Origin of the sequence: Klebsiella sp. GN_Kp190 (assembly GCF_040061795.1) — a bacterium.
Lineage (GTDB): Bacteria > Pseudomonadota > Gammaproteobacteria > Enterobacterales > Enterobacteriaceae > Klebsiella > Klebsiella michiganensis.
The window spans coordinates 39,003-62,109 of sequence record NZ_JBEAFN010000029.1 but is presented as its reverse complement, the minus strand read 5'-3'; the positions used below and the strand labels follow the sequence as shown (position 1 = coordinate 62,109).

Below are 23,107 nucleotides of genomic sequence, written 5' to 3'. Positions count from 1 at the left end.
GTGAAGCCTACTGGAACGAGGTGTGCTTTGTGTAGCGCGAGGCTGTTTGCGGTTGCGGCGACGCAGGAAGCGAAGCCGCAGCCCTGAACAGCTTTATCCCCCCAGATACATCCGTTTGATTTCCGGATTCGCCAGCACCTCCGGCGCCGGACCAGAGAGCATAATCTTCCCATTCTCCAGCACATAGGCGCGATCGGCGATGGTCAACGCCGCCGTGGCGTTCTGCTCTACCAGCAGCACGGTAATATTCTCTTCCCGCAGCTGCTTAATCGTCGCAAACAGCTCCCCGACAATTTTCGGCGCCAGGCCGAGGCTTGGCTCATCGAGCATCAGCAGTACCGGCTCGCTCATCAACGCTCTGGCGATCGCCAGCATCTGCTGCTCGCCGCCGCTCATGGTTCCCGCCATCTGGCTGCGCCGCTCTTTCAGCCGGGGAAACAGGCTGTACATGCGATCGCGCAGGCGGGTAAAGCCGGCGAGATTGTTGTAGGCCCCCATGCGCAGATTTTCTTCGATGGTCAGGTTGGTGAAGATGCGCCGTCCTTCTGGCACCAGCGCCAGCCCCTTACGCACAATCTGATGCGTCTGGCTGCGGGAAATATCCTCGTTGAGAAAATTGACCCGCCCCGTGGAACGCACCAGGTTGACGATCCCGTTGAGGGTGGAGGTTTTCCCGGCACCGTTGCTGCCGATAAGGGTCACAATCTCCCGATCGTGAATATCAATGTCCACCCCTTTCAGCCCCTGAATCACGCCGTAAAACACTTTTAACTCGCGCGCGCTAAGCATAACGAACGTCCCCCAGGTAGGCGGAAATCACGTCCGGATCCTGAATGGCTTCGGACATCAGGCCGCTAAACAGCGGTTTGCCGTACTCCAGCACCATCACCCGCTCGCACAGCTTGTTGACGAACGGCATATCGTGCTCGATCAGCAGTACGCTGAGCTGATAGTCGTTACGCATGCGGAAGATCAGATCCGCCAGATCCTCCGTCTCTTTCGGGTTCATCCCGGCGGCGGGCTCGTCGAGCAGCAGCAATTTTGGCGACGTCGCCAGCGCGCGGGCGATCTCCACCTTGCGCTGGTTGCCGTAGCTGAGGTTGGTGGCCTGCACGTCGGCGAAATGGGCGATACCGATATCGTCCAGAATCGCCATCGCTTTGGCCTTTGCCGCCCGCTCGGCGGGGAAGTAGCGGCCAATATGCAGCGCCGCTTCCAGCAGCGAATAGCGGCTGGCGCTGTCGAGGCCGACCATCACGTTTTCTAATACCGTCATCGAGTTGAACAGGCGGATATTCTGAAAGGTGCGGGCAATCCCGGCGTTGACCACCCGGTTCGGCTTCAGCCCCTTCAGCGACTTTCCCGCCAGGGTCACGCTGCCGCTGGTCGGCTTATAGTTGGCGGTGATGACGTTGAACATCGTGGTTTTGCCCGCGCCGTTGGGGCCAATCAGGCCAAAAATTTCCGCTTCGTCGACGTGGAAACTGACGCTGTCGATGGCCCGCAGGCCGCCGAACTGCATGGTCACGTCCTGCACCTGTAAAATGACCTTATTTTGCGCCATAGCCGCGGCCCCTTTTGCCCACTTGCCAAATCTCTTTTTTGCCCAGCAGACCTTCGCGGGCGAACAGCATGATGATCAGCAGCAGCAGCGAGAACACCACCATCCGCAGGCCCGGATACGCGCCGAGATCGTGACCGAAGAACTGGAGCGGCTGGTCGAGAAAGCGCAGCCACTCGCCGCTGCCGACCACCAGTACGGTGCCGAGCAGCGCGCCGGTGGTGCTGCCCAGGCCGCCGAGCACGATAATAATCAGCAGCTGGAAGGTGAGCATAAAGTCGAACAGGCCCGGCGAGATGGTGGTCAGCAGCGAGGCCAGCAGTCCGCCGCCGATCCCTTCGAAGAAGGCGCTGGTGGCGAAGGCGCAGGTTTTAATGCGAAACGTGTTCACGCCCATGGCGATAGCGGCGTCTTCGTCGTCGCGCACCGCTTTCATCATTCGCCCGTACTTCGACCACACCAGCTGCAAAATCATCCCGGTCGCCAGCAGGGCGAACAGCCCGCACCAGAACAGGAGATGCGGCTGCTGCGGAATATCGTTGAGGCCAATGGCGCCGTTGGTGATCTGCGGATTGTTGATAGCGAGGATTTTAATGATAAAGCCGAAGCCGAGGGTCACAATCGCCAGGTAGTCGCCGCGCACGCGGAAGACCGGCAGGGCAAGGCAAACCGCCAGCGCCGCCGCGCACAGGCCGCTAATGAGCAGCGCGGGCAGGAACCCGGCGTGCAGCACGAGGATCCACGGGCTGGGGGCGGCCATCTCAAACATATCCAGCTTGCTGTCGCTGGGGAGGATCAGCAGGGCGGTGACGTAAGCGCCGACCGCCACAAAGCCGTTGGGCTCCAGCGACAGCTGGCCGGTCACGCCGTTGATCAGGTTATAGCTGACCGCGAGGATCATAAAGACGAAAATGGTGCTGATGACGCGAGTAATGTAGTCGTTGAAGACGACGTTGATCCCGGCCAGCAGCGCGACGCAGAGAGCAATAATGACCAGGTTGCGCAGCTGCGCCCCGGCGGTAGTCGTAGCGTTGAGCATCAGAAACGGCTCCTTTCCAGACGTTCATCGCCCATAATGCCAACCGGGCGGAACAAGAGGACCAGAATCAAGAACATAAAGGCAAAGGCGTCTTTGTAACCGCCCAGCTCGGGAAACAGAGCGACCGCCACCACCTCGGTAAAGCCGAGAATAAAGCCGCCGAGCACCGCGCCGGTGACGCTGCCGATTCCGCCGAGCACCGCGGCGGCGAAGGCCTTCAGGCCGATCAGCACGCCCATCAGCGGGTCGATGGTCGGATAGCTGATGGAGTAGAACACCCCGCCCAGCGCCGCGAGGCTGCTGCCGAGGGCGAACACCAGCGAGATAATGCGGTTGGCGTCGATGCCCATCAGGCGCACGGTATTAACGTCGAAGGCCACCGCGCGGATCGCCATCCCGTAGCGGGTGCGGTACAGCAGCCAGAGGATCGCCAGCAGCAGCAGGACGGTGATCAGCGGCACGATCCACGCCACGTTGGTGATAATCACGTTACCAAAGGCGCGGGTGTTGTTGAAAAATTCCGGTGCGGAAAAGAAGCGCGAGCTGCCGCCAAACAGCACGTTGAACAGGTTTTCGAGGAAGAAGCTGACGCCGATGGCGGTGATCAGCATGGAGATTTTTGATGCCTGACGCAGCGGGCGATAGGCCACCCGGTCGATCAGCATGCCGAACAGGCCGCACAGCGCGAGGGTCAGGAAAACGGCTACCCCGAAGGGTAGCCCAATGGAAGAAAACAAAAACAGGGTGGTAAACGCCCCGACCATCATTACGTCCGCATGGGCGAAGTTGATCAGGCGCAGCACCCCATAAACCATCGTATAACCGATGGCAATTAGGGCGTACATGCCCCCAAGGCTCATTCCATTGACCACTTGCTGGAGAAAAATGGCACCATCCATCTGATATCCCTTATAAAACCTTAAGGATTAACCACGGTACGAAACGCCAGCTTGCCATCCTTCACTTCGTTGATGACCGCGCTGCGGATAGCGTCGCCGTTTTGTAACGTCAGCGTGCCGGTTACGCCCTGGAAGTCCTTAGTGGCGCGAATTTTTTCGTTAACGCAAACCCGGTCGTGCGGGTCGCTGCACTGGTTCATGGCGTTGATAATGACGTTATAGGCGTCCGCCGCCATCGCGCCCCAGGTGTGGGTCGGCTGCTGGTATTTGGCTTCCCAGGCTTTGATAAACACCTCGCCCGCCGGCGTTTGCTCTTTGGCGTTCGGCGAGTAGTAGTCGGTGGTCATATAGCCGTTGACCGCGTCTTTGCCGACGTCAAAAAAGACCTGATCCGCCGCCAGCCCGTCGCCGCCGACCACCGGCTTGCTCAGCCCCAGCTGCTTCGCCTGTACGGCGATCAGCGCCCCTTCGGTGTAGTAGATCGGCATATAGATCATGTCGACGTTCTTCGCCTTCACGCTGGCCAGCTGGGCCTTAAAGTCTTTGCTGCCGCCGGGAGCCTGAACTTCGATAGGAATGGTGCCGCCGTTTTTCAGGAACTGCGTGCGAAAGGCCTTCGCCAGGCCGACGGAGTAGTCGTTGCTGCTGTCGAAGACGATGGCGGCGGTTTTGGCTTTCAGATCGCGCGAGGCGAGGTTAGCGCCGACCACGCCCTGGAAGCTGTCGGAGAAGCAGACCCGGCTGACGTAAGGGTGGTTGCGGGTAACGCGGTCGTTGGTCGCGGTTGAGGAGACCAGCGGCGTTTTGCTGTCGTCGGCGATTTTGGTCATCGCCAGGGTATTGGAGGAGGTGACTTCGCCGATCACCGCATCGACTTTATCGCTGGAAACCAGGCGCTGCATGGCGTTAGCGGCTTCAACCTTATCGCTCTTATCGTCGATCACGATAAGCTTCACGGTGTCGCCGTTTTTTAACGTCGGCGTAATGCTCTGGATAATATCCAGCCCTTTTTGCGAAGGCTGACCGTAGCCGCTCAGCGCGCCGCTCAGCGGCAAGACCACGCCGATTTTAATTTCAGCCGCCTGCGCGCTGCTGGCACCGACCCACGCGGCAACCAGCGTGGCCATTAAAGACGCTTTCCCGGAAAACTTGTTCATTGTTACCTCACCGTCGGTCGATTATTTATACCCTTCATACTTCAAGTTGCTTGTGCGTTGGCTTTCCTCGCTCACCCCAGTCACTTACTTCAGTAAGCTCCTGGGGATTCACTGCGTCGCCGCCTTCCTGCAACTCGAATTATTTTGGGTATATCTTTAACTATCAATGACTGCATAACATTGAGACATAATTCGCCAGCGTATCCGGCGAATTATTGGCTGTTATGTTGAATAGATAACGAGATATATTTGGTATGCGGATTTACCTTACAACGTCCGTTTCGTTTTTACTCATGCAATATTCTTATTACCTCCAGGAGAGGGCATAAGGCTGATGTAAATACTGTTTTTGGTACGGTTAACGCATTTTGCCAGGTGGCGGCTGACGCCTTACCCGGCCTGGAAAACCCGCAATTTTAGCGCGCACCCGAATATAATATTCAGGTGCGCCAGATAATATTAAAAATCTATTCTGCTGCCTGCGTGACTTATTATTTTAAATGGCTCAACGGTTTTATTTTTCCATGCAGCGCCGGATTATCGCTTTCGTCTTTCAGGCGCACTCCGGTAAGCCGCCGCAAAAAGGCCTGCTCCAGTAGCCAGGCCAGTTTAAATGCGGCGGCATCAAAGCTCAGTCCTTCCGGACGGATATTAGAAATACAGTTGCGCTCCGACTCCAGCCGCTGACGATGCGGCTGCCAGGTTAAATACACCCCGAGGCTATCCGGCGAGGAGAGCCCGGGCCTTTCGCCAATCAATATCGCCACCGCTCTGGCCTTCAGCGTTTCGCCTATATCATCGCCCAGCGCGACCCGCGACTGGTGCGCCAGCACCACCGGGGCCAGGCTCAGGCCGAGGGTTTTCAGATAGGGCAGCAGGGCGCGAATCAGCGGCACCGCCTGGCGCTGCACGGCGTACGACGACAGCCCGTCGCCAATCACCAGCAGCAGGTCGGCGGGGCGCGCGCCGCTGGCGGCGAGGTCGGCGCGGCTCTCTTCGTTCAGCTGTCGCCCCAGATCCGGGCGATTCAGATAGACATGGCGATCGCTGGCGGCGCTGCGGACGGTCAGCGTCGACAGCCCCAGCTCCGCCAGCGGCTGGACTAACTGGTCGCTGGCGAAAGGCTGGTGAATGGCATCGCGCGCCCGGGCGTGGGCGAGGCCGAAATTCAGCACTTCGCGGGTCGGCAGGCTGGCGCCGCTGCGCCCCAGCGCAATCCGCGCATCGGTAAATTCACGCAGCGGGTTCCAGGCGTCGGGAGGATTCATACCGGTTCTCCTTGCGGCAGGACGGAAAGCAGCGGATGGCGGGCATCGGTCAGACGCAGCGCGCCGTGACGGTCAATAATTTGCATCTTCGTCAGCCAGTCAGCGAACTCAGGCGCATGCTGTAAACCCAGCAGTCGGCGGGCGTAAAGGGCATCGTGGAACGAGGTGCTTTGGTAGTTGAGCATAATATCGTCAGCCCCCGGAACGCCGATCAAAAAGGTCAGCCCGGCCGCGCAGAGCAGCGTCAGCAGGGTATCCATATCGTCCTGATCCGCTTCGGCGTGATTGGTGTAGCAAACGTCGCAGCCGATGGGCAGCCCCATCAGCTTGCCGCAGAAGTGATCTTCCAGCCCGGCGCGGATAATCTGCTTACCATCGTACAGATACTCCGGGCCGATAAAGCCCACCACCGTATTGACCAGCAGCGGCTCAAAATGGCGGGCGACGGCATAGGCCCGGGCTTCGCAGGTCTGCTGATCAACGCCGTGGTGGGCGTTGGCGGAAAGACAGCTGCCCTGGCCGGTTTCAAAATACATCACGTTGTTGCCCAGCGTGCCGCGGTTCAGGCTAAGCGCCGCTTCCCGCGCTTCCTGCAGCAGCGCCAGATTAATGCCGAAACCGCTGTTGGCGGCTTCGGTACCGGCCACCGACTGGAACACCAGATCCACCGGCGCGCCGCGCTCAATCAGCTGCAGGGTGTTGGTGACGTGGGTCAAAATGCACGACTGGGTGGGGATGGCGAAGCGCTGAATAATATCGTCAAGCATATGGTTCAGCTGCGCCAGCACCGGCAGGCTGTCGCTGGCCGGATTGATGCCGATCACCGCGTCCCCGGCGCCGTACAGCAGGCCGTCGAGCATGCTGGCGGCGATGCCTTTCATATCATCGGTCGGGTGATTGGGCTGCAGGCGCACGCTCAGGCGCCCCGGCAGGCCGATGGTATTGCGAAAACGGGTGATGACTCGGCATTTGCTGGCGGCGAGGATCAGATCCTGATTGCGCATCAGCTTGCTGACCGCGGCGGCCATCTCCGGGGTTATCGCGCGGGCGACCTGGCGCAGCGCCGCTTCATCGGTGGCGTCGTCGAGCAGCCAGTCGCGAAAATCGCCGACCGTAAGATGGCTAATCGCCGCGAAGCCCCGGGCGTCGTGGGTATCGAGGATCAGCCGGGTCACCTCATCCTGCTCGTAGGGAATCAGCGGATTATCGAGAATCTCCGTGAGGGGAACCTCCGCCAGCGCCATTTTTGCCGCCATCCGCTCTTCGGCGGAGCCGGCGATAACGCCCGCCAGCGCGTCGCCGGAACGCGCAGGAGAGGCCTTCGCCATCAAGGTTTTCAGACTATCAAAGCGCCATACCTGGCCCGATAGCGTAGTTTTATACATGTGTCGCCTCCTCAGGAGACCGTACGCAGCTGCGGATCCACCGCCGCGCGCTGGCGGGCCGCTGCGGTCTTGCGAAACCACAGGTAGCCGCCGAGCATCATGGCGGCGAAAATCAGCGCCAGCAGCGTGTTGTACCAGACCATCGCCACCAGGCAGAGTACCGCCATGGCCAGCGCGAAGGCCGGCGCCCACGGATAGAGCGGTGCGCGGAACGGTCGAATCAGCTTCGGCTCGCTGCGGCGCAGTTTAAACAGCGCCGCCATCGAGGTGATATACATAACAATAGCGCCAAATACCGACATCGTGACGATACAGGCGGTCAGCGGCATCCCGCTAATGGTGATCAGCGAATCGGAGAAAATGGCGGCGATGCCCACCACGCCCCCGGCGAGGATCGCCAGATGCGGCGTGCGGGTGCGGCGGTTCAGCGTCGCCAGGCTGGCGGGGAGATAGCCCGCGCGCGCCAGCGAGTAAATCTGCCGCGAGTAGCCCATGATAATCCCGTGGAACGAGGCCACCAGGCCGAAGAGCCCCAGCCACACCAGCATATGCAGCCAGCCGCTGCTGTTGCCGACCACCATTTTCATCGCCTGCGGCAGCGGGTCGTTAATATTGGCCAGGGTTCGCCAGTCGCCCACGCCGCCGGCAAAAATCATCACGCCAATCGCCAGCACGGTCAGGGTCAGGATGCCGCCGCCCAGCGCCCGGGGAATGGTGCGCTGCGGATCCTTCGCCTCTTCGGCGGCCATCGATGCGCCTTCAATCGCCAGAAAGAACCAGATAGCGAACGGGATGGCGGCAAACATCCCCGGCAGCGCCAGGCCGCTGAAGCTCTCCGCGCCCGCCCAGCCGTTAGCAGTAAAGTGGCTCCAGGAGAAGCCCGGCGCGACAACGCCCATAAACACCAGCAGTTCGAAAATCGCTAATAACGTCACCACCAGCTCAAAGGTCGCGGCGATACCCACGCCGAGAATATTCAGCGTCATAAAGATGATGTAGGCGCCGCAGGCCACCCATTTGGGGTCGAGCGCCGGAAACTGCACGTTAAGATAGGCGCCGATGGCCATGGCGATGGCGGGCGGGGCGAAGACGAATTCAATCAGGGTCGCGAAGCCGGCGATAAACCCGCCGGTCGGGCCAAAGGCGCGGTAGGCGTAGGCAAAAGGCCCGCCCGCATGCGGAATGGCGGTGGTCAGCTCGGTAAAGCTAAAAATAAAGGCGCAGTACATCGCGGCGATGGCCAGCGCGACGATCATAAAGCCCAGCGTCCCGGCCTGGGACCAGCCGTAGCTCCAGCCAAAATACTCTCCGGAAATAACCAGCCCAACGGCGATCCCCCATAAGCGGAAACTGCCGAGCGTTCTTTTTAGCGTTGTGGTTTGCTCTGTCATGTTCGTTGCCTCGCCAGATAAAGATATCGGGAGGGTTGCAAAGAGAATGCCAGGGCATACCACCGATAAACGCGGCGGTTTACGCCAACGAGGATCAAAAAAGGGGCAGACTGCGCCCGGCGGGAGAGTCGCCGTGGTGCAGCTGCCCGCAAATGTGGCGTTACTGGTGCACGATGGCGCCAGCGTCTTTTTTGCGCCATCGCGCCAGGCCGCTTTGCAATTTGGCGATAGGCGGGGTATAAGGAATCTCTTATCTGGATGTTTAGATGTCTATACGCCCATGAGGTCAAATGCAAACAACACAACAACAAGGTGGGCAGCTTAAGCGCACCATGAAGACCCGCCACCTGATTATGCTGTCGCTGGGTGGCGTTATTGGCACAGGGCTATTTTTTAATACCGGCTATATCATCTCCACCACCGGAGCGGCGGGTACGCTGCTGGCCTATCTGATTGGCGCGCTGGTGGTCTGGCTGGTGATGCAGTGTCTGGGCGAACTCTCGGTGGCGATGCCGGAAACCGGGGCGTTTCACGTCTACGCCGCCCGCTATCTCGGCCCGGCGACCGGGTACACCGTCGCCTGGCTCTACTGGCTAACCTGGACCGTCGCGCTTGGCTCAAGCTTCACCGCCGCCGGATTCTGCATGCAGTACTGGTTCCCGCAGGTGCCGGTATGGGTCTGGTGCGTGGTGTTCTGCGCGGTGATTTTCGCCCTCAACGTTATCTCCACCCGCTTCTTTGCCGAAGGTGAATTCTGGTTCTCGCTGGTGAAGGTGGTCACCATTATTGCCTTTATTATTCTCGGCGGGGCGGCGATCTTCGGCATCATTCCGATGCAGGATGGCTCCCCGGCGCCGGGGCTGCGCAATCTCACCGCCGAAGGCTGGTTCCCGCACGGCGGTCTGCCGATCCTGATGACCATGGTGGCGGTTAACTTCGCTTTCTCCGGCACCGAGCTTATCGGCATCGCGGCGGGGGAAACGGAGAATCCGCACAAAGTCATTCCGGTGGCCATTCGCACCACCATCGCCCGGTTGATTATCTTTTTTATCGGCACCGTCTTCGTGCTGGCGGCGCTGATCCCGATGCAGCAGGCGGGAGTCGAGAAAAGCCCGTTTGTGCTGGTGTTCGAAAAGGTGGGGATCCCTTACGCGGCGGATATCTTTAACTTTGTGATCCTGACGGCGATTCTGTCGGCGGCCAACTCTGGCCTCTACGCCTCCGGGCGGATGCTGTGGTCGCTCTCCAATGAAAAAACGCTGCCGGCCTGTTTTACTAAATTAACTAAAAACGGCGTGCCGCTGACGGCGATTTCGGTGAGCATGCTCGGCGGCGTGCTGGCGCTCTTCTCCAGCGTCGTGGCCCCGGATACGGTGTTTGTCGCGCTGTCGGCGATTTCCGGCTTCGCGGTGGTGGCGGTATGGCTGAGCATCTGCGCCTCGCACTTTATGTTCCGCCGCCGCCATCTGCAGCAGGGGAAGGCGCTAAGCGAACTGCACTATCGCGCGCCGTGGTATCCGCTGGTGCCGGCGCTGGGATTTGTGCTTTGCCTGGTGGCCTGCGTGGGTCTGGCGTTTGACCCGAGTCAGAGGATTGCGCTGTGGTGCGGGATCCCGTTCGTGGCACTGTGTTATGGTGCGTATTATCTGACTCGTTCACGGAAACTCACCCAGGAGCCTCAACATGTCGCAGAATAATCCGTTAACCGCCCTCCTTGACGCAAAGCCCTTTATCCTGCTGGACGGCGCGATGGCGACGGAGCTGGAAGCGCGCGGCTGCAATCTTGCCGACAGCCTGTGGTCGGCGAAAGTGCTGGTCGACAACCCGGAGCTTATCCGCGAAGTTCACCTCGACTATTTCCGCGCCGGCGCGCAGGTGGCGATCACCGCCAGCTATCAGGCGACGCCGGCGGGCTTTGCCGCCCGCGGCCTCGATGAAGCGCAGTCGAAAGCGCTGATCGGCAAAAGCGTTGAGCTGGCCCGCAAGGCGCGGGAGGCGTATCTGGCGGAAAACCCGCAGGCGGGCGCGCTGCTGGTTGCCGGTTCGGTCGGGCCGTACGGCGCCTTCCTGGCGGACGGTTCGGAGTATCGCGGCGATTATGTCCGCAGCCGTGAGGAATTTCAGGCGTTTCATCGTCCGCGCGTGGAAGCGCTGCTCGACGCCGGGGCCGATCTGCTGGCCTGCGAAACGATGCCGAATTTCGCCGAGATGAAGGCGCTGGCGGAGCTGCTGACCGCCTATCCGCGCGCGCGCGCGTGGTTCTCGTTTACCCTGCGCGATGCGCAGCATCTCAGCGACGGCACGCCGCTGCGGGAAGTGGTTGGGGTGCTGGCAAACTATCCGCAGGTGGTGGCGCTGGGCATTAACTGTATCGCGCTGGAGAACACCACCGCCGCGCTGGCGCATCTGCATAGCCTGACGGCGCTGCCGCTGGTGGTTTATCCTAATTCCGGGGAGCACTATGACGCGGTATCCAAGACCTGGCATCACCACGGCGAAGCCTGTGCAAGGCTGGCGGAATATTTACCCCAGTGGCTGGCGGCGGGGGCGAAGCTGATTGGCGGCTGCTGCCGCACGACGCCGAAGGATATTGCCGAACTGAACGCCCGGCGTTGAGTTTGCGCCGGGTGGCGGCTGATGCCTTACCCGGCCGACAACGTGCACGAATCGTAGGCCGGGTAAGCGTAAGCGCTACCCGGCATCAATCATCCGGCATCCGCTAACACAAACATCCCGTACGGGTGGATTTCGAGATAGTAATGCTCGCCGACGTCCGGCTGCAGCCGCGTCGCGTTCACCTGCAGCAAAATTTCCTGCCCGTGCCACTCTACCGTCACCTCGTACTGCGGCCCCATATAGGCCACGTGGCGGATCGTGCAGCGCTGGCTCTCCTCGCCGCGATCGCTCAGGGTGATCGCCTCCGGGCGGACGCCGACGCTGCCCTCGCCGTGGGCGGCAAAATGCGGCGGCCTCGGCAGCCGATAGCCATAAATATCGACGAACCCCTCGCTGAAGGCGGCCGGGAACAGGTTGGCATCGCCCATAAAGCTCGCCATAAAGCGCGACGCGGGCTGGCGGTAAAGATCCTGCGGCGAGCCGATCTGCATGATATGCCCCTTATTCATCACCAGCACGGTATCGGAAACCGCAAAGGCTTCACTCTGATCGTGGGTCACGTACAGCGAGGTGATATCAAACTGCTTTTGCAGTTCGCGGATCTTATCGCGCATGCTGCGCCGCAGGTTGGCGTCGAGGTTGCTTAAGGGCTCATCAAACAGCAGCACCTTTGGCTTGAGGATCAGGGCGCGCGCCAGCGCTACGCGCTGCTGCTGGCCGCCGGAGATCTGATCGACATAGCGGTCTTCGAAGCCCTCCAGATCCACCATCGCCAGCGCCTCCTTCACCCGCGCTTTCACATCGCTGCGCGACGCGCCGAGCATCTTCAGACCGTAGCCGACGTTGTCCCCCAGCGACATATGCGGAAACAGGGCGTAAGACTGAAACACCATACAGATGTCGCGCTGCTGAATGGAGCGATGGGTCACGTCTTCGCCATCGATGAAAATCTGCCCTTCGCTCGGTTTTTCCAGCCCGGCGACCAGGCGCAGAATGGTGGTCTTACCGCAGCCGGAAGGGCCGAGCAGGGTCACCATTTGCCCCTGCGGGATGGTGAGATTGATATTGTCGATAACCGTGTTGCTGCCGAATCGCTTGGTGACGTTGCGCAGTTCAACAAAATTTTTCTGACTCATAGTGCGCTCCATTACGCCTGGTTTTTGGCTTTTGACCGGGAGATACGCGCTTCCCCGATCAGCCAGTCAAAGATAAAAATAATCGCCAGCATCACTACGATCAGAATCGATCCGTAGGCGATCGCCACGCCGTATTCGCCGTCTTCCACCCGGTTGAGGATATAGGCGGTAGCGACGCGGGTGTCCGGCGTCACGAGGAACACAATGGCGCTGACGGTGGTAATGGCGCGCACAAAGCTGTAGATCAGCGCCGAGAGGATCGCCGGGCGCAGCAGCGGCAGCAGGATATGCGTAATGGTGCGCAGGGAACCCGCGCGCAGGCTGAGCGACGCTTCGTCCAGCGATTTGTCGATCTGGCCTAAACCAGCAATGCCCGCCCGGATGCCCACCGGCACGTTACGCATCACCATCGAGATAATCACAATCGCCGCCGTTCCGGTGAGGTACACCGGCGCGCTGTTAAAGGCGAGAATATAGGAGACGCCTGCCACGGTGCCCGGCACCGCGAAGCACAGCATGGTGGTGAACTCGATGGTCTTTTTGCCTTTAAACTGCTGACGCACCACGATCCAGGCGATCAGCAGGCCGAAGGCGGCGGTGATCGGCGCGGCGATCCCGGCGTAGAGCAGGGTATCGAGCAGCGAAGGCCAGGCGCCGTCGCTCATTCCCTGGCCGAACAGCTTGATAAAGTTATCCAGCGTCAGGGTGTAGTCCACGCCCCAGTTAACGGTAAAGCTGCCGTAGAAAATGCTGCCGTAGAGCAGGGCGTTGAAGGCGATCCACACCGCCAGAATGGCGATCACGCTCCACACCAGGGTCACCGGCAGCGGCTGCACGTCGCCGCGATAGGACTTACCGGAAACCGTGACGTACGAGCGCTTGCCGATCCACATATACTGAATGCAGAACACCAGCAGCGAGAACAGCAGCAGGAACGCGCCGAGGGTACTGGCGGCCTGATAATCGAGCTGCGAACCGGTGATATAGAAGTAGATTTGCGTCGCCAGCACGTCGAAGTTGCCGCCGAGCACCAGCGGGTTGCTGAAGTCGGCCAGCGACTGGACGATGACAATTAAAAACGCGTTCGCCAGCGCCGGTTTCAGCAGCGGGACGAAGACGCCGTTAAAGGTTTGCCAGCGGCTGGCGCGCAGGGTGTACGACGCCTCCTCCAGCGACGGATGAATGGTTTTAATCGCGCCGTCGAGGATCATAAACGCCATCGGAGTGAACGCCAGCACCTGCGCCAGCCAGATGCCGGTAAACCCGTACAGCCAGTTGGTGTTGGTTAAGCCGAACCAGTCGACCATCAGCTCGGTGACGTAGCCGGAACGGCCCATCATCAGGGTAACGCCGAGGCCGACGACAAACGGCGGGGTGACGATCGGCAGAATCGAGAAAATGCGGCCAATAATCGCGCTGCGCTGGGCGATGCGGGTGGTGTAAATCGCCAGCACCAGGCCAAAGAAGGTGCAGCCGATGCCTACCGCAATCGACAGGGCGATGGAGTTGAGGATCACCTGGACAATATGCGCCTGCGACAGCACGGCCATAAACGCCAGCGGGGCAAACTCGCCGGCGTCGTTGGTGAACATCGGGATGAAAATGGCGATGCTCGGCCAGACGATAAAGACGCCGATTAACGCCACGATGGTGACCAGCGAACCAATCACAAAGCGGTCGCCGCCCAGCCATTCCAGGCGGGTGAGCGCCAGGGTCATGATGGCGCCCAGCGCGACAAACAGCACGAGGGTGGCGTAGCCTAACCCGCGGCCTTCCACGGTGGCGCTGACGACGATAAACGCCATACAGAGGAGCGCCCAGCCGGCGTCGAGGTAGTGGCGGCTGCGCTGCTCCCGGCTGGCTTCCTGCCATGGACGAATCAGCAGCAGGCTCGGCAGGAGATACCACAGCCAGCTGATATTGAACTGTGACCAGCCGTAGGCCGCGAGAATTTCATCTTGCGTGGACTCCAGCAGACCGTAATCCAGGCTCCAGCTCGGCAGCAGGGCGAACGCCAGCCAGCCGAATAAAACCCAAAGGAATATCGCATCCCGCTTTTTCACGGGATGGAGTGCAAGTGTGTGTGACATAAGTTTTCCGGTGTCGTAGGCCGGGTAGGGCGTTGATGCCGCCACCCGGCAAATGAACGCAGTGCGGGCTTATTTACCCATCTTCACTTCGCTAACCCATTTATTGATGAGCGCTTTACGCACGTCCGTTGAGCCGTATTTATCCATGTCGTAGTTGATAAGCTTCAGGTCGTCGAGCTTCAGCGAGTTCGGCGAAGTTTCGGCGCTGGTGTTGGTCAGGATCTGATAGGACTTGCCTTTCTTCCACGCCAGCTCCTGGGCCTCTTTCGACAGCACCCAGTCGACAAACAGTTTGGCGTTGTCGAGGTTGCGCGCGCCCTTCAGAATGCTCACGCCGCCAATTTCGTAGCCGGTGCCTTCGCAAGGCGAGATCAGCTCCAGCGGCGCGCCCTGTTCTTTTTCCAGCGAATAGTCGTGCAGGAAGCCGATGCCGATGGCCGTTTCACCGCGGGCGGCGTTGCGCGCCGGGGCGATACCGGATTTCGTGTACTGGGAGACGTTAGCGTTGAGCTGTTTAAGATAATCGAAAGCCTGATCGTCTCCCCACAGCTGGGCGAAGGTCGCCAGCGCGGTGTAGGCGGTGCCGGAGCTCTGCGGGTCGGCAATCTGGATTTCGCCTTTGTATTCCGGTTTGGTCAGATCCTTCCAGCATTTTGGCACCGGCAGGTTTTTCTCTTTCAGGCGCTGGGTGTTCACGCCGAAGCCGAGAATGCCGACGTACACCGCCGAGGAGTAGTTGCCTTTCAGCTTCGCCGGATCGCGGAACTGCTCCATCACCTGCGTAAGATTCGGCGATTTATAGGGCTGCAGCAGGCCCATTTCGCCGGCCTGGGACTGCGGGTCGAGGGTGCCGCCGTACCAGACATCCGCCTGCGGGTTTTTCTTCTCGGCATCGACCTTCGCCAGCGTGCTGCCGGAGCCGTTGCGAATAAACGAGGTTTTTACGTCATATTTTTCGCCGAAGGCTTTAGTTTCCGCCTCACACATTTCGTTGGTGGCGCTGCAATAGACCACCAGACGACCTTTGGCGTGCGCCGCGCCGCTTAACGTCGCCAGCGCAATGCCGGAAGCAATCAGGGTAGTGACCAGCGTTTTTTTCATTATTTTATCCTTTGAGCAGCAGAGGTAGTAATGCTCGCCATCAGCAGCGGCATCAGCAATAAACCCATCAGAACTGCGGCGACCGAGAGTAAACTGAACATCCCCGACCAGCCGTAGCGTTCAATGACCAGCGATAGAGGCCAGCCCGCCAGCGCTGCCCCCAGATAGGCGAACAGGCCGAGAAATCCGCTGATGGAACCCGCCGCCGCTTTGTGTCCGCACTCCACCGCCGCGAGGCCAATCAGCATTTGCGGGCCAAAAACGAAGAAGCCCACCGTAAAGAAACACACCGCCAGCAGCGCGTAGTGGTGTACCGGCGCCAGCCAGAGCGCGGCGACGGAGACCATCAGCCCCAGCGTGAACAGTAAAATCATCGGCGCCCGCTGGCCGCTGAACAGCAGATCCGAGCCCCATCCGGCGAACAGCGCGCCGAGCAGGCCGCCCGCTTCAAACAGCATCACCGTGGCGTTGGCGCTGAGCAGATTGACGCCGTGGCTCTCCGTCAGCCAGATGTTGCCCCAGTCGTTGAGCGCGATGCGGATCAGGTAGACCAGCACATAAGAGACGCCCAGCAGCCAGATCATCGGGTTCTTCAGCATCGTGGTGCGCAGCATCTGCCACAGCCCCATCGGCGGGCTTTGCCGCTCCTGGCGCAGCTCCAGCGGGTCGTTACGCCAGGCGCCCACCGACGGCAATCCCTCTTCGCGGGGCGTTCCTTTCAGGTGCAGCGTTAACCAGATGCCTGATGCCATGCTGATCATCCCCGGTGCCAGCATCGCCGCCTGCCAGCCCCACCAGTGGGCGGCAAAGGCGCTAATCAGCGGGATAATCGCCCCGCCGATGTTGATCGACATATTCCAGCAGCCCCACCAGAAGCCGCGTTCGTTGCGCGAGTACCAGTGGGTTAGCAGGCGGGCGCAGGGAGGCCAGCCCCAGCCCTGAAAAAATCCGTTCAGCGTCCAGACCGCCAGCAGCAACGTCAGCGACTCGCCGAAGGCGAACACCACGTTCAGCAGACCGGTGGCGAACAGGCCCGCGCCCATAAACCAGCGCTGCCCGTGGCTGTCGTGCCACAGCCCGGCGGTAAACTTCGACAGGCCGTAGGTCAGGTAAAACAGCGACCCCAGCAGGCCGATATCGCCTTTATCCAGGCCCAGATCCGTTTGCAGCGCTGGCAGAACGTAGTTGACGCTTTTGCGCGTCAGGTAAAACGCCGCATACCCGATGACCATGTACATCAGCAGCTGCGGACGCAGCGTCCTGTAACGTTGATTAATGTCGGTTGCTGAGCGCATAGCCGTCTCCGTTTTGCTGACTATATGAAAGTGAAATCGAAAGGGGATGAGAGAAAGTCCGGAGTGACTAAGACTTTTTCCTGGTTAGCCGGCTGTTTGTTGCAAATTTGTGGGCAAGTTAACAATTACGCGTGTGCCGCGCTGCGACTCCAGAGTCAGCTCTCCGCCCAGGGCGCTGACCCGCTCACGCATGCCCTGAATGCCGAAGCCGGCCATTTTGTCGGGGCTGATGCCGATACCGTTGTCCTTCACCTCCAGGCGCAGCAGCGTCCCCTGCTGATACAGGGCAATGGCGACCTCGCTGGCGTCGGCGTGCTTACAGACGTTATTAAGCAGCTCCTGCAGCAGCCGATAGAGGGTGAAGCGCACCGTTTCGCTCTCCGGCGTGGCGGTGAGCCGGTAGTCAAAGCGGCAGCGGATACCGCGCTCGGCAAAGGCAAACTCATTGAGCAAATGGTGCAGCGCCTCTTTAAACGACAGCTCATCGAGGGCCGGAGGGCGCAGCTGGCGCAGCAGCTGGCGGGTGGAGTGGTGAATACGCCGGGCGAGATCGTTAATCTGGCTGGCGGCGGCCTGGGTTTGCGCCGGATCGCGCGCCCGCTTCACCAGCTGCGACTGGATCTGAATGGCGGTAATATTCTGGCCGATTTCGTCGTGCAGCTCGCGCGCCAGGCTTTTGCGCGTATCCTCTTCGGTATGGATCAGCTTTTCGGCCAGCGCCCGCCGGGCCGCCAGCTCCGCCTCCAGCCGCTGGCGATAGTGGTGCAGGTTTTGCGCCAGGTGCTGCTGGCGACTGATGGCAATGCCCAGCCCGATGCCGAGCAGCGCCTGGGTGGCCAGAAAAATCTCCAGCTCCACCAGGTTGCTGAATCCAACGCCAACCTGGCGGGCGATGGTGATCATCATGCTGCCCAGCAGGCCGGAAAGGACGCCGCCCTGCCAGCCGAACTTCCACGCCATCACCACGTTGGGCAGAAACACCACAATTAACAGCAGGCGCTCGATTTCCGGCGACAGTACCATCTGGGTGCCGATGCCGATGATAAAGAACAGGCTGCACCAGATGATCAATGAGGTGCGCAGCGGCGGATTATTGGTATCCAGCCCCAGTAGATGGTAGCGGTGCTGCTGGCGCAGGAATTCAAAAATCAGATAGACAAACGGCGTCAGCAGCACCCCGCCGGTAAACGAGGCCAGGCCGAGCATCATCGCCGGGCTTTTCACAAACGGCGAGAGCAGGGCGGTGTTGAGCAGCGCGCTGGCGGTGACCGTCGCCAGCAGCAGCGTCAGCCGCTGCCAGTAAAGGGGAAAGCGGTGCCAGAACTGTTGGGCGATGCCGGCGGGAAGCAGGCCGATCAACGGCGCGGCCAGCAGAATATAGCCGTTCAGCAGCTGTTCGCCGTGCAGCCAGAGCAGCATCAGCACCGGAGGCAGCACCAGCGCGGGCCAGTAGCGGCGCGAAAGCAGGATCAGCAGCGCCAGATAGACGCCGTGCGGCAGGAACAGCGCCGCCTGCTGGCCGTTATGGGTCAGGTAAAACCCGAGCGTCCACAGCATCAGCCAGCCGCTTCCCCAGGCCAGCACGATGAACAGCGAGATGACGCTGTGGCGAAGGCTGCGCGACATTAATGACCCGCCAGCAGCTGGTGGTCGAGGGCGAAATGGACCAGATCAATGGTGCTGTGACACTGTAGTTTGCCCAGCACGTTGGCGCGATGGACGTGAACCGTTTTGTGGCTGAGCTCGAGCTTAAAGGCGATCTCCTTGACGCTGTCGCCTTTAACCAGCAAATCAAAGATTTCGCGTTCACGCGGGGTGAGCACTTCCAGCACCTGCGCCGGTTGCTCTCCGCCGCGCAGCGCCCGCAGCGCATCGGCGCACAGGTAGTGTCCGCCCATACCGACGGAACGCACCGCCTGGACCAACTCTTCCGGGCCGCAGCGTTTGGTCAGATAGCCGCTGGCACCGGCATCGAGCGCGCTCTGCACGAAGGTGGGGGTGTCGTAAATACTGAGAATAATGGCGCGGAACTGCGGCTTTTGCGCGCGCAGGCGCTTTAGCAGGCTCAGGCCGTTCTCATCCGGCATGGCGATATCCATGACCGCCACGTCGACGTCGTCGCGCAGCAGCGCCGGCCAGGCTTCCGCCGCGCGGCTGAACTGGCCAACCACCTCGAGATCTTCTTCGAGGCTGAGTAACTGCGCAAAGCCTGAACGCACCACCACATGGTCATCGACCAGCACCACTCGAATCATGTTTCTTCTCTCTCAGCGCATCATGGTTCTATGATGCCTGCCGCCGCTGCGCTGGCAATCAATCAGGCGCAGTTATGCAACGAATGTAACAAAATCGCAATACACTTCATCCTTCAAGCTGCCTCTTTGTTGGCTTCGTTTGCCCGCCCCGGTCACTGACTTATGTCAGCTCCCGGGGACGAACAACCTTGCCGCCTCGATGCAGCATGAATGATTTTGTGTATAAGCATTGCCGCTTTTTTTCTAAAAACGCTTTGTTCTTAGCAAGATGTTTTAATTCCTTTATCAAATTCAGGCGCAACGAAATACTGCCCCCATAACAAGACAGGGGAGCAGACAACATGGTTTTTTCATCGCGTATCACACTCATTGCCGCGCTGGCGCTGGCGGCGTTCCAGGCCCAGGCGGTCAACGTTACCGTGGCGTATCAGACCTCCGCCGAGCCGGCGAAAGTCGCCCAGGCGGACAACACCTTCGCCAAAGCAAGCGGGGCGACCGTCGACTGGCGCAAGTTTGACAGCGGCGCGAGCATCGTGCGGGCGCTGGCTTCCGGCGACGTGCAGATCGGCAACCTCGGCTCCAGCCCGCTGGCGGTCGCCGCCACCCAGCAGGTGCCGATTGAAGTCTTTCTGCTGGCCTCAAAGCTCGGTAACTCCGAAGCGCTGGTAGTGAAGAAGAGCATCACCAAACCGCAGGACCTGATCGGCAAACGCATCGCCGTGCCATTTATCTCTACGACTCACTACAGCCTGCTGTCGGCGCTGAAGCACTGGGGGATTAAACCGGGGCAGGTGCAGATCCTCAACCTGCAGCCGCCGGCGATTATTGCCGCCTGGCAGCGTGGCGACATTGACGGCGCCTACGTCTGGGCGCCGGCGGTTAACGCGCTGGAAAAAGACGGCACGGTTCTCACCGACTCGTCGCAGGTGGGCGAGTGGGGCGCGCCGACGCTGGACGTGTGGGTGGTACGCAAAGACTTTGCCGAAAAGCATCCTGACATCGTCAAAGCCTTCGCCAAAAGCGCCATTGACGCGCAGCAGCCCTATATCGCCAACCCGGATGAGTGGCTGAAGCAGCCGGAGAACATCAGCAAGCTGGCGCGCTTAAGCGGCGTACCGGAAGCCGACGTGCCGGGGCTGGTGAAAGGCAATACCTACCTGACCGCCGCCCAGCAGGCGCAGGAGCTGAACGGGCCGGTGAATAAAGCCATCATCGACACCGCTAAATTCCTGAAAGAGCAGGGCAAAGTGCCCGCCGCCGGTAGCGACTACAGCCAGTACGTCACCGACCGTTTTGTGAAGTAAAGGAGGTCATGATGCTGCAAATCTCGCATCTTTCCGCCGATTACGGCGGTAAACCGGCGCTGGCGGATATCAACCTGACGCTGGACAGCGGCGAACTGCTGGTGGTCCTGGGGCCCTCCGGCTGCGGTAAAACCACGCTGCTGAACCTGATTGCCGGATTCGTGCCTTATCAGCACGGCAGCATCACCCTTGAAGGCCAGCGGGTTGAAGGGCCGGGCGCCGATCGCGGCGTGGTGTTTCAGCACGAAGGGCTGCTGCCGTGGCGCAACGTGCAGGATAACGTCGCGCTCGGGCTGCAGCTGGCCGGGGTCGACAAAACGCAGCGCCGGGCAACCGCCGCGCAGATGCTGAAAAAAGTGGGCCTTGAGGGAGCGGAAAAGCGCTTTATCTGGCAGCTCTCCGGCGGCCAGCGCCAGCGGGTAGGCATTGCCCGCGCGCTGGCGGCCAACCCGCAGCTGCTGCTGCTTGATGAACCGTTTGGCGCGCTGGATGCCTTTACCCGCGAGCAGATGCAAACCCTGTTGCTCAGCCTGTGGCATGAGACCGGTAAGAAGGTGCTGCTGATTACCCACGATATCGAAGAGGCGGTGTTTATGGCCACCGAACTGGTACTACTCTCGCCGGGGCCGGGCCGGGTGCTCGAACGGCTGCCGCTCGATTTTGGCCGCCGCTTCGTCGCCGGTGAATCCTGCCGCAGCATTAAATCGGACCCGCGGTTTATCGAACAGCGCGAATACGTCCTCAGCCGGGTATTTGAACAACGGGAGGCTTTCTCATGAGCGTGGTCATCAATGACAAACCGCGTCAGCGGGGGCTGAAGTGGCGCTGGCCGCTCTCGCGTCAGCTCAGCCTGAGCGTGGCGACCCTGGCGGTACTGCTGGCTATCTGGTGGGCCGTTGCCGCCCTGCAGCTGATTAGTCCGCTGTTTCTGCCGCCGCCGGGACAGGTATTGCAGAAACTTATCACTATTGCCGGTCCGCAGGGTTTTATGGACGCCACCCTCTGGCAGCACCTGGCGGCGAGCCTGACGCGTATCGTTATCGCGCTGCTGGCGGCGGTACTGCTCGGCGTGCCGGTGGGGATCGCCATGGGGCTGAGCCCCACGGTACGCGGGATCCTCGACCCGCTGATCGAGCTTTATCGCCCGGTGCCGCCGCTGGCCTATTTACCGCTGATGGTGATCTGGTTCGGCATCGGCGAGACCTCGAAGATCCTGCTGATCTACCTGGCGATATTCGCGCCGGTGGCGATGTCGGCGCTGGCGGGGGTTAAGAGCGCCCAGCAGGTGCGCATTCGCGCCGCGCAATCTTTAGGGGCCAGCCGGGCGCAGGTGCTGTGGCTGGTGATCCTGCCCGGCGCGCTGCCGGAGATCCTCACCGGCCTGCGCATTGGGCTCGGCGTGGGCTGGTCGACGCTGGTGGCCGCGGAGCTGATTGCCGCCACCCGCGGGTTAGGTTTTATGGTGCAGTCCGCCGGTGAGTTCCTCGCCACCGACGTGGTGCTGGCCGGGATCGCGGTGATTGCCATCATCGCCTTTTTACTGGAACTGGGGCTGCGCGCGCTGCAGCGTCGCCTGACGCCCTGGCATGGAGAAGTACAATGAGCGAACGTTTAAGCATTACCCCGCTGGGGCCGTATATTGGCGCGCAGGTATCCGGTGTCGACATTACCCGTCCGCTGAGCGACAACCAGTTTGAGCAGCTGTATCACGCGGTGCTGCGTCACCAGGTGGTGTTCCTGCGCGAGCAAAACATCACTCCCGAGCAGCAGCGGGATCTCGCCCTGCGCTTTGGCGACCTGCATATTCATCCGGTCTATCCGCACGCGCCCGGCGTGGATGAGATTATCGTGCTCGATACCCACGACGATAACCCGCCAGATAACGATAACTGGCACACCGATGTCACCTTTATAGAGACGCCGCCCGCCGGGGCGATCCTCGCGGCAAAAGAGCTGCCGTCAACCGGCGGCGACACCCTGTGGACCAGCGGCATTGCGGCCTATGAGGCGCTCTCCGCGCCTTTGCGCCAGCTGTTAAGCGGCCTGCGCGCGGAGCATGATTTTCGCAAATCGTTTCAGGAGTACAAATACCGCAAAAGCGAAGAGGAGCATCAGCGCTGGCTGGAGGCGGTCGCGAAAAATCCGCCGCTGCTGCATCCGGTGGTGCGCACCCATCCGGTGACCGGGAAGCAGGCGCTGTTTGTCAATGAGGGCTTTACCACCCGCATCGTCGACGTCACGGAGAAAGAGAGCGAGGCGCTGCTCGGCTTCCTGTTTGCTCATGTTACTAAACCGGACTTCCAGGTGCGCTGGCGCTGGCAGCCGAACGACGTGGCCATTTGGGATAACCGCGTCACCCAGCACTACGCCAACGCCGATTACCTGCCGCAGCGGCGCATTATGCACCGGGCGACGATTCTCGGGGATAAACCCTATTATCGGGCGGGGTAATGCTTGTAGCCCGGTCGCGCGCCGCGGAGAAAAGCGGAAGCGGTATTGCACGTGGCTTCCCGGAGGCGGCACTTAACGCGCCTTGTCCGGGCTATCGGTCCGCAGAAAGCTGTAAACCCGTAGCCCGGCTAAGGCGCAATGCGCCGCAAGCCGGGAAAC

The 23,107-nt window shown here is 60.6% G+C and carries 20 protein-coding genes and 1 pseudogene; 7 read left to right on the top strand and 14 right to left on the bottom strand.

Going from position 1 to position 23,107, the window contains the following annotated elements; genetic code table 11:
• Positions 1-93: 93 nt before the first annotated feature.
• The 5 genes from ABLU67_RS18075 to ABLU67_RS18055 are packed head-to-tail and all read right to left on the bottom strand — an operon-like array spanning position 94 to position 4,626.
• Positions 94-789 carry an ABC transporter ATP-binding protein gene (locus ABLU67_RS18075; RefSeq protein WP_004848112.1) on the bottom strand — a complete coding sequence of 232 codons (696 nt, stop codon included), beginning with the start codon at positions 787-789 and terminating at the stop codon, positions 94-96.
• Entirely contained in the window at positions 782-1,564 is a 783-nt protein-coding gene (locus ABLU67_RS18070; RefSeq protein WP_014228113.1) for an ABC transporter ATP-binding protein, read from the bottom strand. Before ABLU67_RS18070 ends, ABLU67_RS18075 begins: the two co-directional genes overlap by 8 nt.
• Positions 1,551-2,600 (bottom strand): branched-chain amino acid ABC transporter permease, encoded by a 1,050-nt coding sequence (locus ABLU67_RS18065; RefSeq protein ID WP_014228114.1) that lies wholly within the window; start codon positions 2,598-2,600, stop codon positions 1,551-1,553. Before ABLU67_RS18065 ends, ABLU67_RS18070 begins: the two co-directional genes overlap by 14 nt.
• Positions 2,600-3,499 (bottom strand): branched-chain amino acid ABC transporter permease, encoded by a 900-nt coding sequence (locus ABLU67_RS18060; protein ID WP_042944420.1) that lies wholly within the window; start codon positions 3,497-3,499, stop codon positions 2,600-2,602. The genes ABLU67_RS18065 and ABLU67_RS18060 overlap by 1 nt, the downstream gene beginning before the upstream one ends.
• Positions 3,500-3,519: 20 nt before the next feature.
• Positions 3,520-4,626: an ABC transporter substrate-binding protein gene (locus tag ABLU67_RS18055; protein ID WP_024359092.1), complete on the bottom strand. Its 1,107-nt coding sequence runs from the start codon at positions 4,624-4,626 to the stop codon at positions 3,520-3,522.
• A 183-nt stretch (positions 4,627-4,809) separates the two neighbouring features.
• Here ABLU67_RS18055 and ABLU67_RS18050 point away from each other — a divergent pair.
• Positions 4,810-4,887 (top strand): annotated as a pseudogene (locus tag ABLU67_RS18050) (hypothetical protein); the annotation flags it as partial.
• 260 nt (positions 4,888-5,147) lie between these two features.
• Here ABLU67_RS18050 and eutC read toward each other — a convergent pair.
• Genes eutC through eat form a run of 3 tightly spaced genes read right to left on the bottom strand, consistent with a single transcriptional unit; the run spans position 5,148 to position 8,700 of the window.
• Entirely contained in the window at positions 5,148-5,924 is a 777-nt protein-coding gene (gene eutC, locus ABLU67_RS18045; RefSeq protein ID WP_032748163.1) for an ethanolamine ammonia-lyase subunit EutC, read from the bottom strand.
• Positions 5,921-7,309: an ethanolamine ammonia-lyase subunit EutB gene (locus ABLU67_RS18040; protein ID WP_049083019.1), complete on the bottom strand. Its 1,389-nt coding sequence runs from the start codon at positions 7,307-7,309 to the stop codon at positions 5,921-5,923. Before ABLU67_RS18040 ends, eutC begins: the two co-directional genes overlap by 4 nt.
• Before the next feature lie 11 nt (positions 7,310-7,320).
• Positions 7,321-8,700 carry an ethanolamine permease gene (eat, locus tag ABLU67_RS18035; protein WP_004129501.1) on the bottom strand — a complete coding sequence of 460 codons (1,380 nt, stop codon included), beginning with the start codon at positions 8,698-8,700 and terminating at the stop codon, positions 7,321-7,323.
• A 290-nt stretch (positions 8,701-8,990) separates the two neighbouring features.
• Here eat and mmuP point away from each other — a divergent pair, with 290 nt between their 5' ends.
• Together mmuP and mmuM are read left to right on the top strand one after the other, a co-directional pair.
• Entirely contained in the window at positions 8,991-10,397 is a 1,407-nt protein-coding gene (mmuP, locus tag ABLU67_RS18030; RefSeq protein ID WP_004848117.1) for an S-methylmethionine permease, read from the top strand.
• Positions 10,384-11,316 (top strand): homocysteine S-methyltransferase, encoded by a 933-nt coding sequence (gene mmuM / locus ABLU67_RS18025; RefSeq protein WP_202019557.1) that lies wholly within the window; start codon positions 10,384-10,386, stop codon positions 11,314-11,316. Before mmuP ends, mmuM begins: the two co-directional genes overlap by 14 nt.
• Before the next feature lie 89 nt (positions 11,317-11,405).
• Here the strand turns inward: mmuM and fbpC are convergent, their stop codons facing one another.
• The 6 genes from fbpC to ABLU67_RS17995 form a co-directional block, all read right to left on the bottom strand.
• Complete coding sequence (gene fbpC, locus ABLU67_RS18020; protein ID WP_025107208.1) at positions 11,406-12,452, bottom strand: ferric ABC transporter ATP-binding protein; 1,047 nt, start codon at positions 12,450-12,452, stop codon at positions 11,406-11,408.
• 11 nt (positions 12,453-12,463) lie between these two features.
• The gene (locus ABLU67_RS18015) at positions 12,464-14,542 is read right to left on the bottom strand and encodes an iron ABC transporter permease (RefSeq protein WP_049083018.1); all 2,079 of its coding nucleotides are present in this window, start codon (positions 14,540-14,542) and stop codon (positions 12,464-12,466) included.
• Positions 14,543-14,611: 69 nt separating this feature from the next.
• Positions 14,612-15,643, bottom strand: coding sequence for an ABC transporter substrate-binding protein (locus ABLU67_RS18010; RefSeq protein WP_025107206.1), 1,032 nt, complete (start codon positions 15,641-15,643; stop codon positions 14,612-14,614).
• Entirely contained in the window at positions 15,643-16,962 is a 1,320-nt protein-coding gene (gene uhpC / locus ABLU67_RS18005; protein ID WP_223852531.1) for an MFS transporter family glucose-6-phosphate receptor UhpC, read from the bottom strand. Before uhpC ends, ABLU67_RS18010 begins: the two co-directional genes overlap by 1 nt.
• Positions 16,963-17,022: 60 nt before the next feature.
• A complete protein-coding gene (locus tag ABLU67_RS18000; protein ID WP_025107205.1) occupies positions 17,023-18,564 on the bottom strand; it encodes an MASE1 domain-containing protein in 1,542 nt (513 codons plus the stop codon).
• Positions 18,564-19,193 carry a response regulator transcription factor gene (locus ABLU67_RS17995; protein ID WP_064358642.1) on the bottom strand — a complete coding sequence of 210 codons (630 nt, stop codon included), beginning with the start codon at positions 19,191-19,193 and terminating at the stop codon, positions 18,564-18,566. The genes ABLU67_RS18000 and ABLU67_RS17995 overlap by 1 nt, the downstream gene beginning before the upstream one ends.
• Positions 19,194-19,534: 341 nt before the next feature.
• Between ABLU67_RS17995 and tauA the strand changes: the two genes are divergently transcribed.
• From tauA to tauD, 4 genes are read left to right on the top strand one after another with little or no spacing between them, the layout of a single operon-like run.
• A complete protein-coding gene (gene tauA, locus ABLU67_RS17990; RefSeq protein WP_004848133.1) occupies positions 19,535-20,497 on the top strand; it encodes a taurine ABC transporter substrate-binding protein in 963 nt (320 codons plus the stop codon).
• An 11-nt stretch (positions 20,498-20,508) separates the two neighbouring features.
• Positions 20,509-21,276, top strand: a complete 768-nt coding sequence (gene tauB, locus ABLU67_RS17985) for a taurine ABC transporter ATP-binding subunit (RefSeq protein WP_004848135.1) — start codon at positions 20,509-20,511, stop codon at positions 21,274-21,276.
• Positions 21,273-22,100, top strand: a complete 828-nt coding sequence (tauC, locus tag ABLU67_RS17980; protein ID WP_032694130.1) for a taurine ABC transporter permease TauC — start codon at positions 21,273-21,275, stop codon at positions 22,098-22,100. The genes tauB and tauC overlap by 4 nt, the downstream gene beginning before the upstream one ends.
• Positions 22,097-22,948 (top strand): taurine dioxygenase, encoded by an 852-nt coding sequence (gene tauD, locus ABLU67_RS17975; protein WP_032694131.1) that lies wholly within the window; start codon positions 22,097-22,099, stop codon positions 22,946-22,948. The genes tauC and tauD overlap by 4 nt, the downstream gene beginning before the upstream one ends.
• The last annotated feature ends 159 nt before the right edge of the window (positions 22,949-23,107 follow it).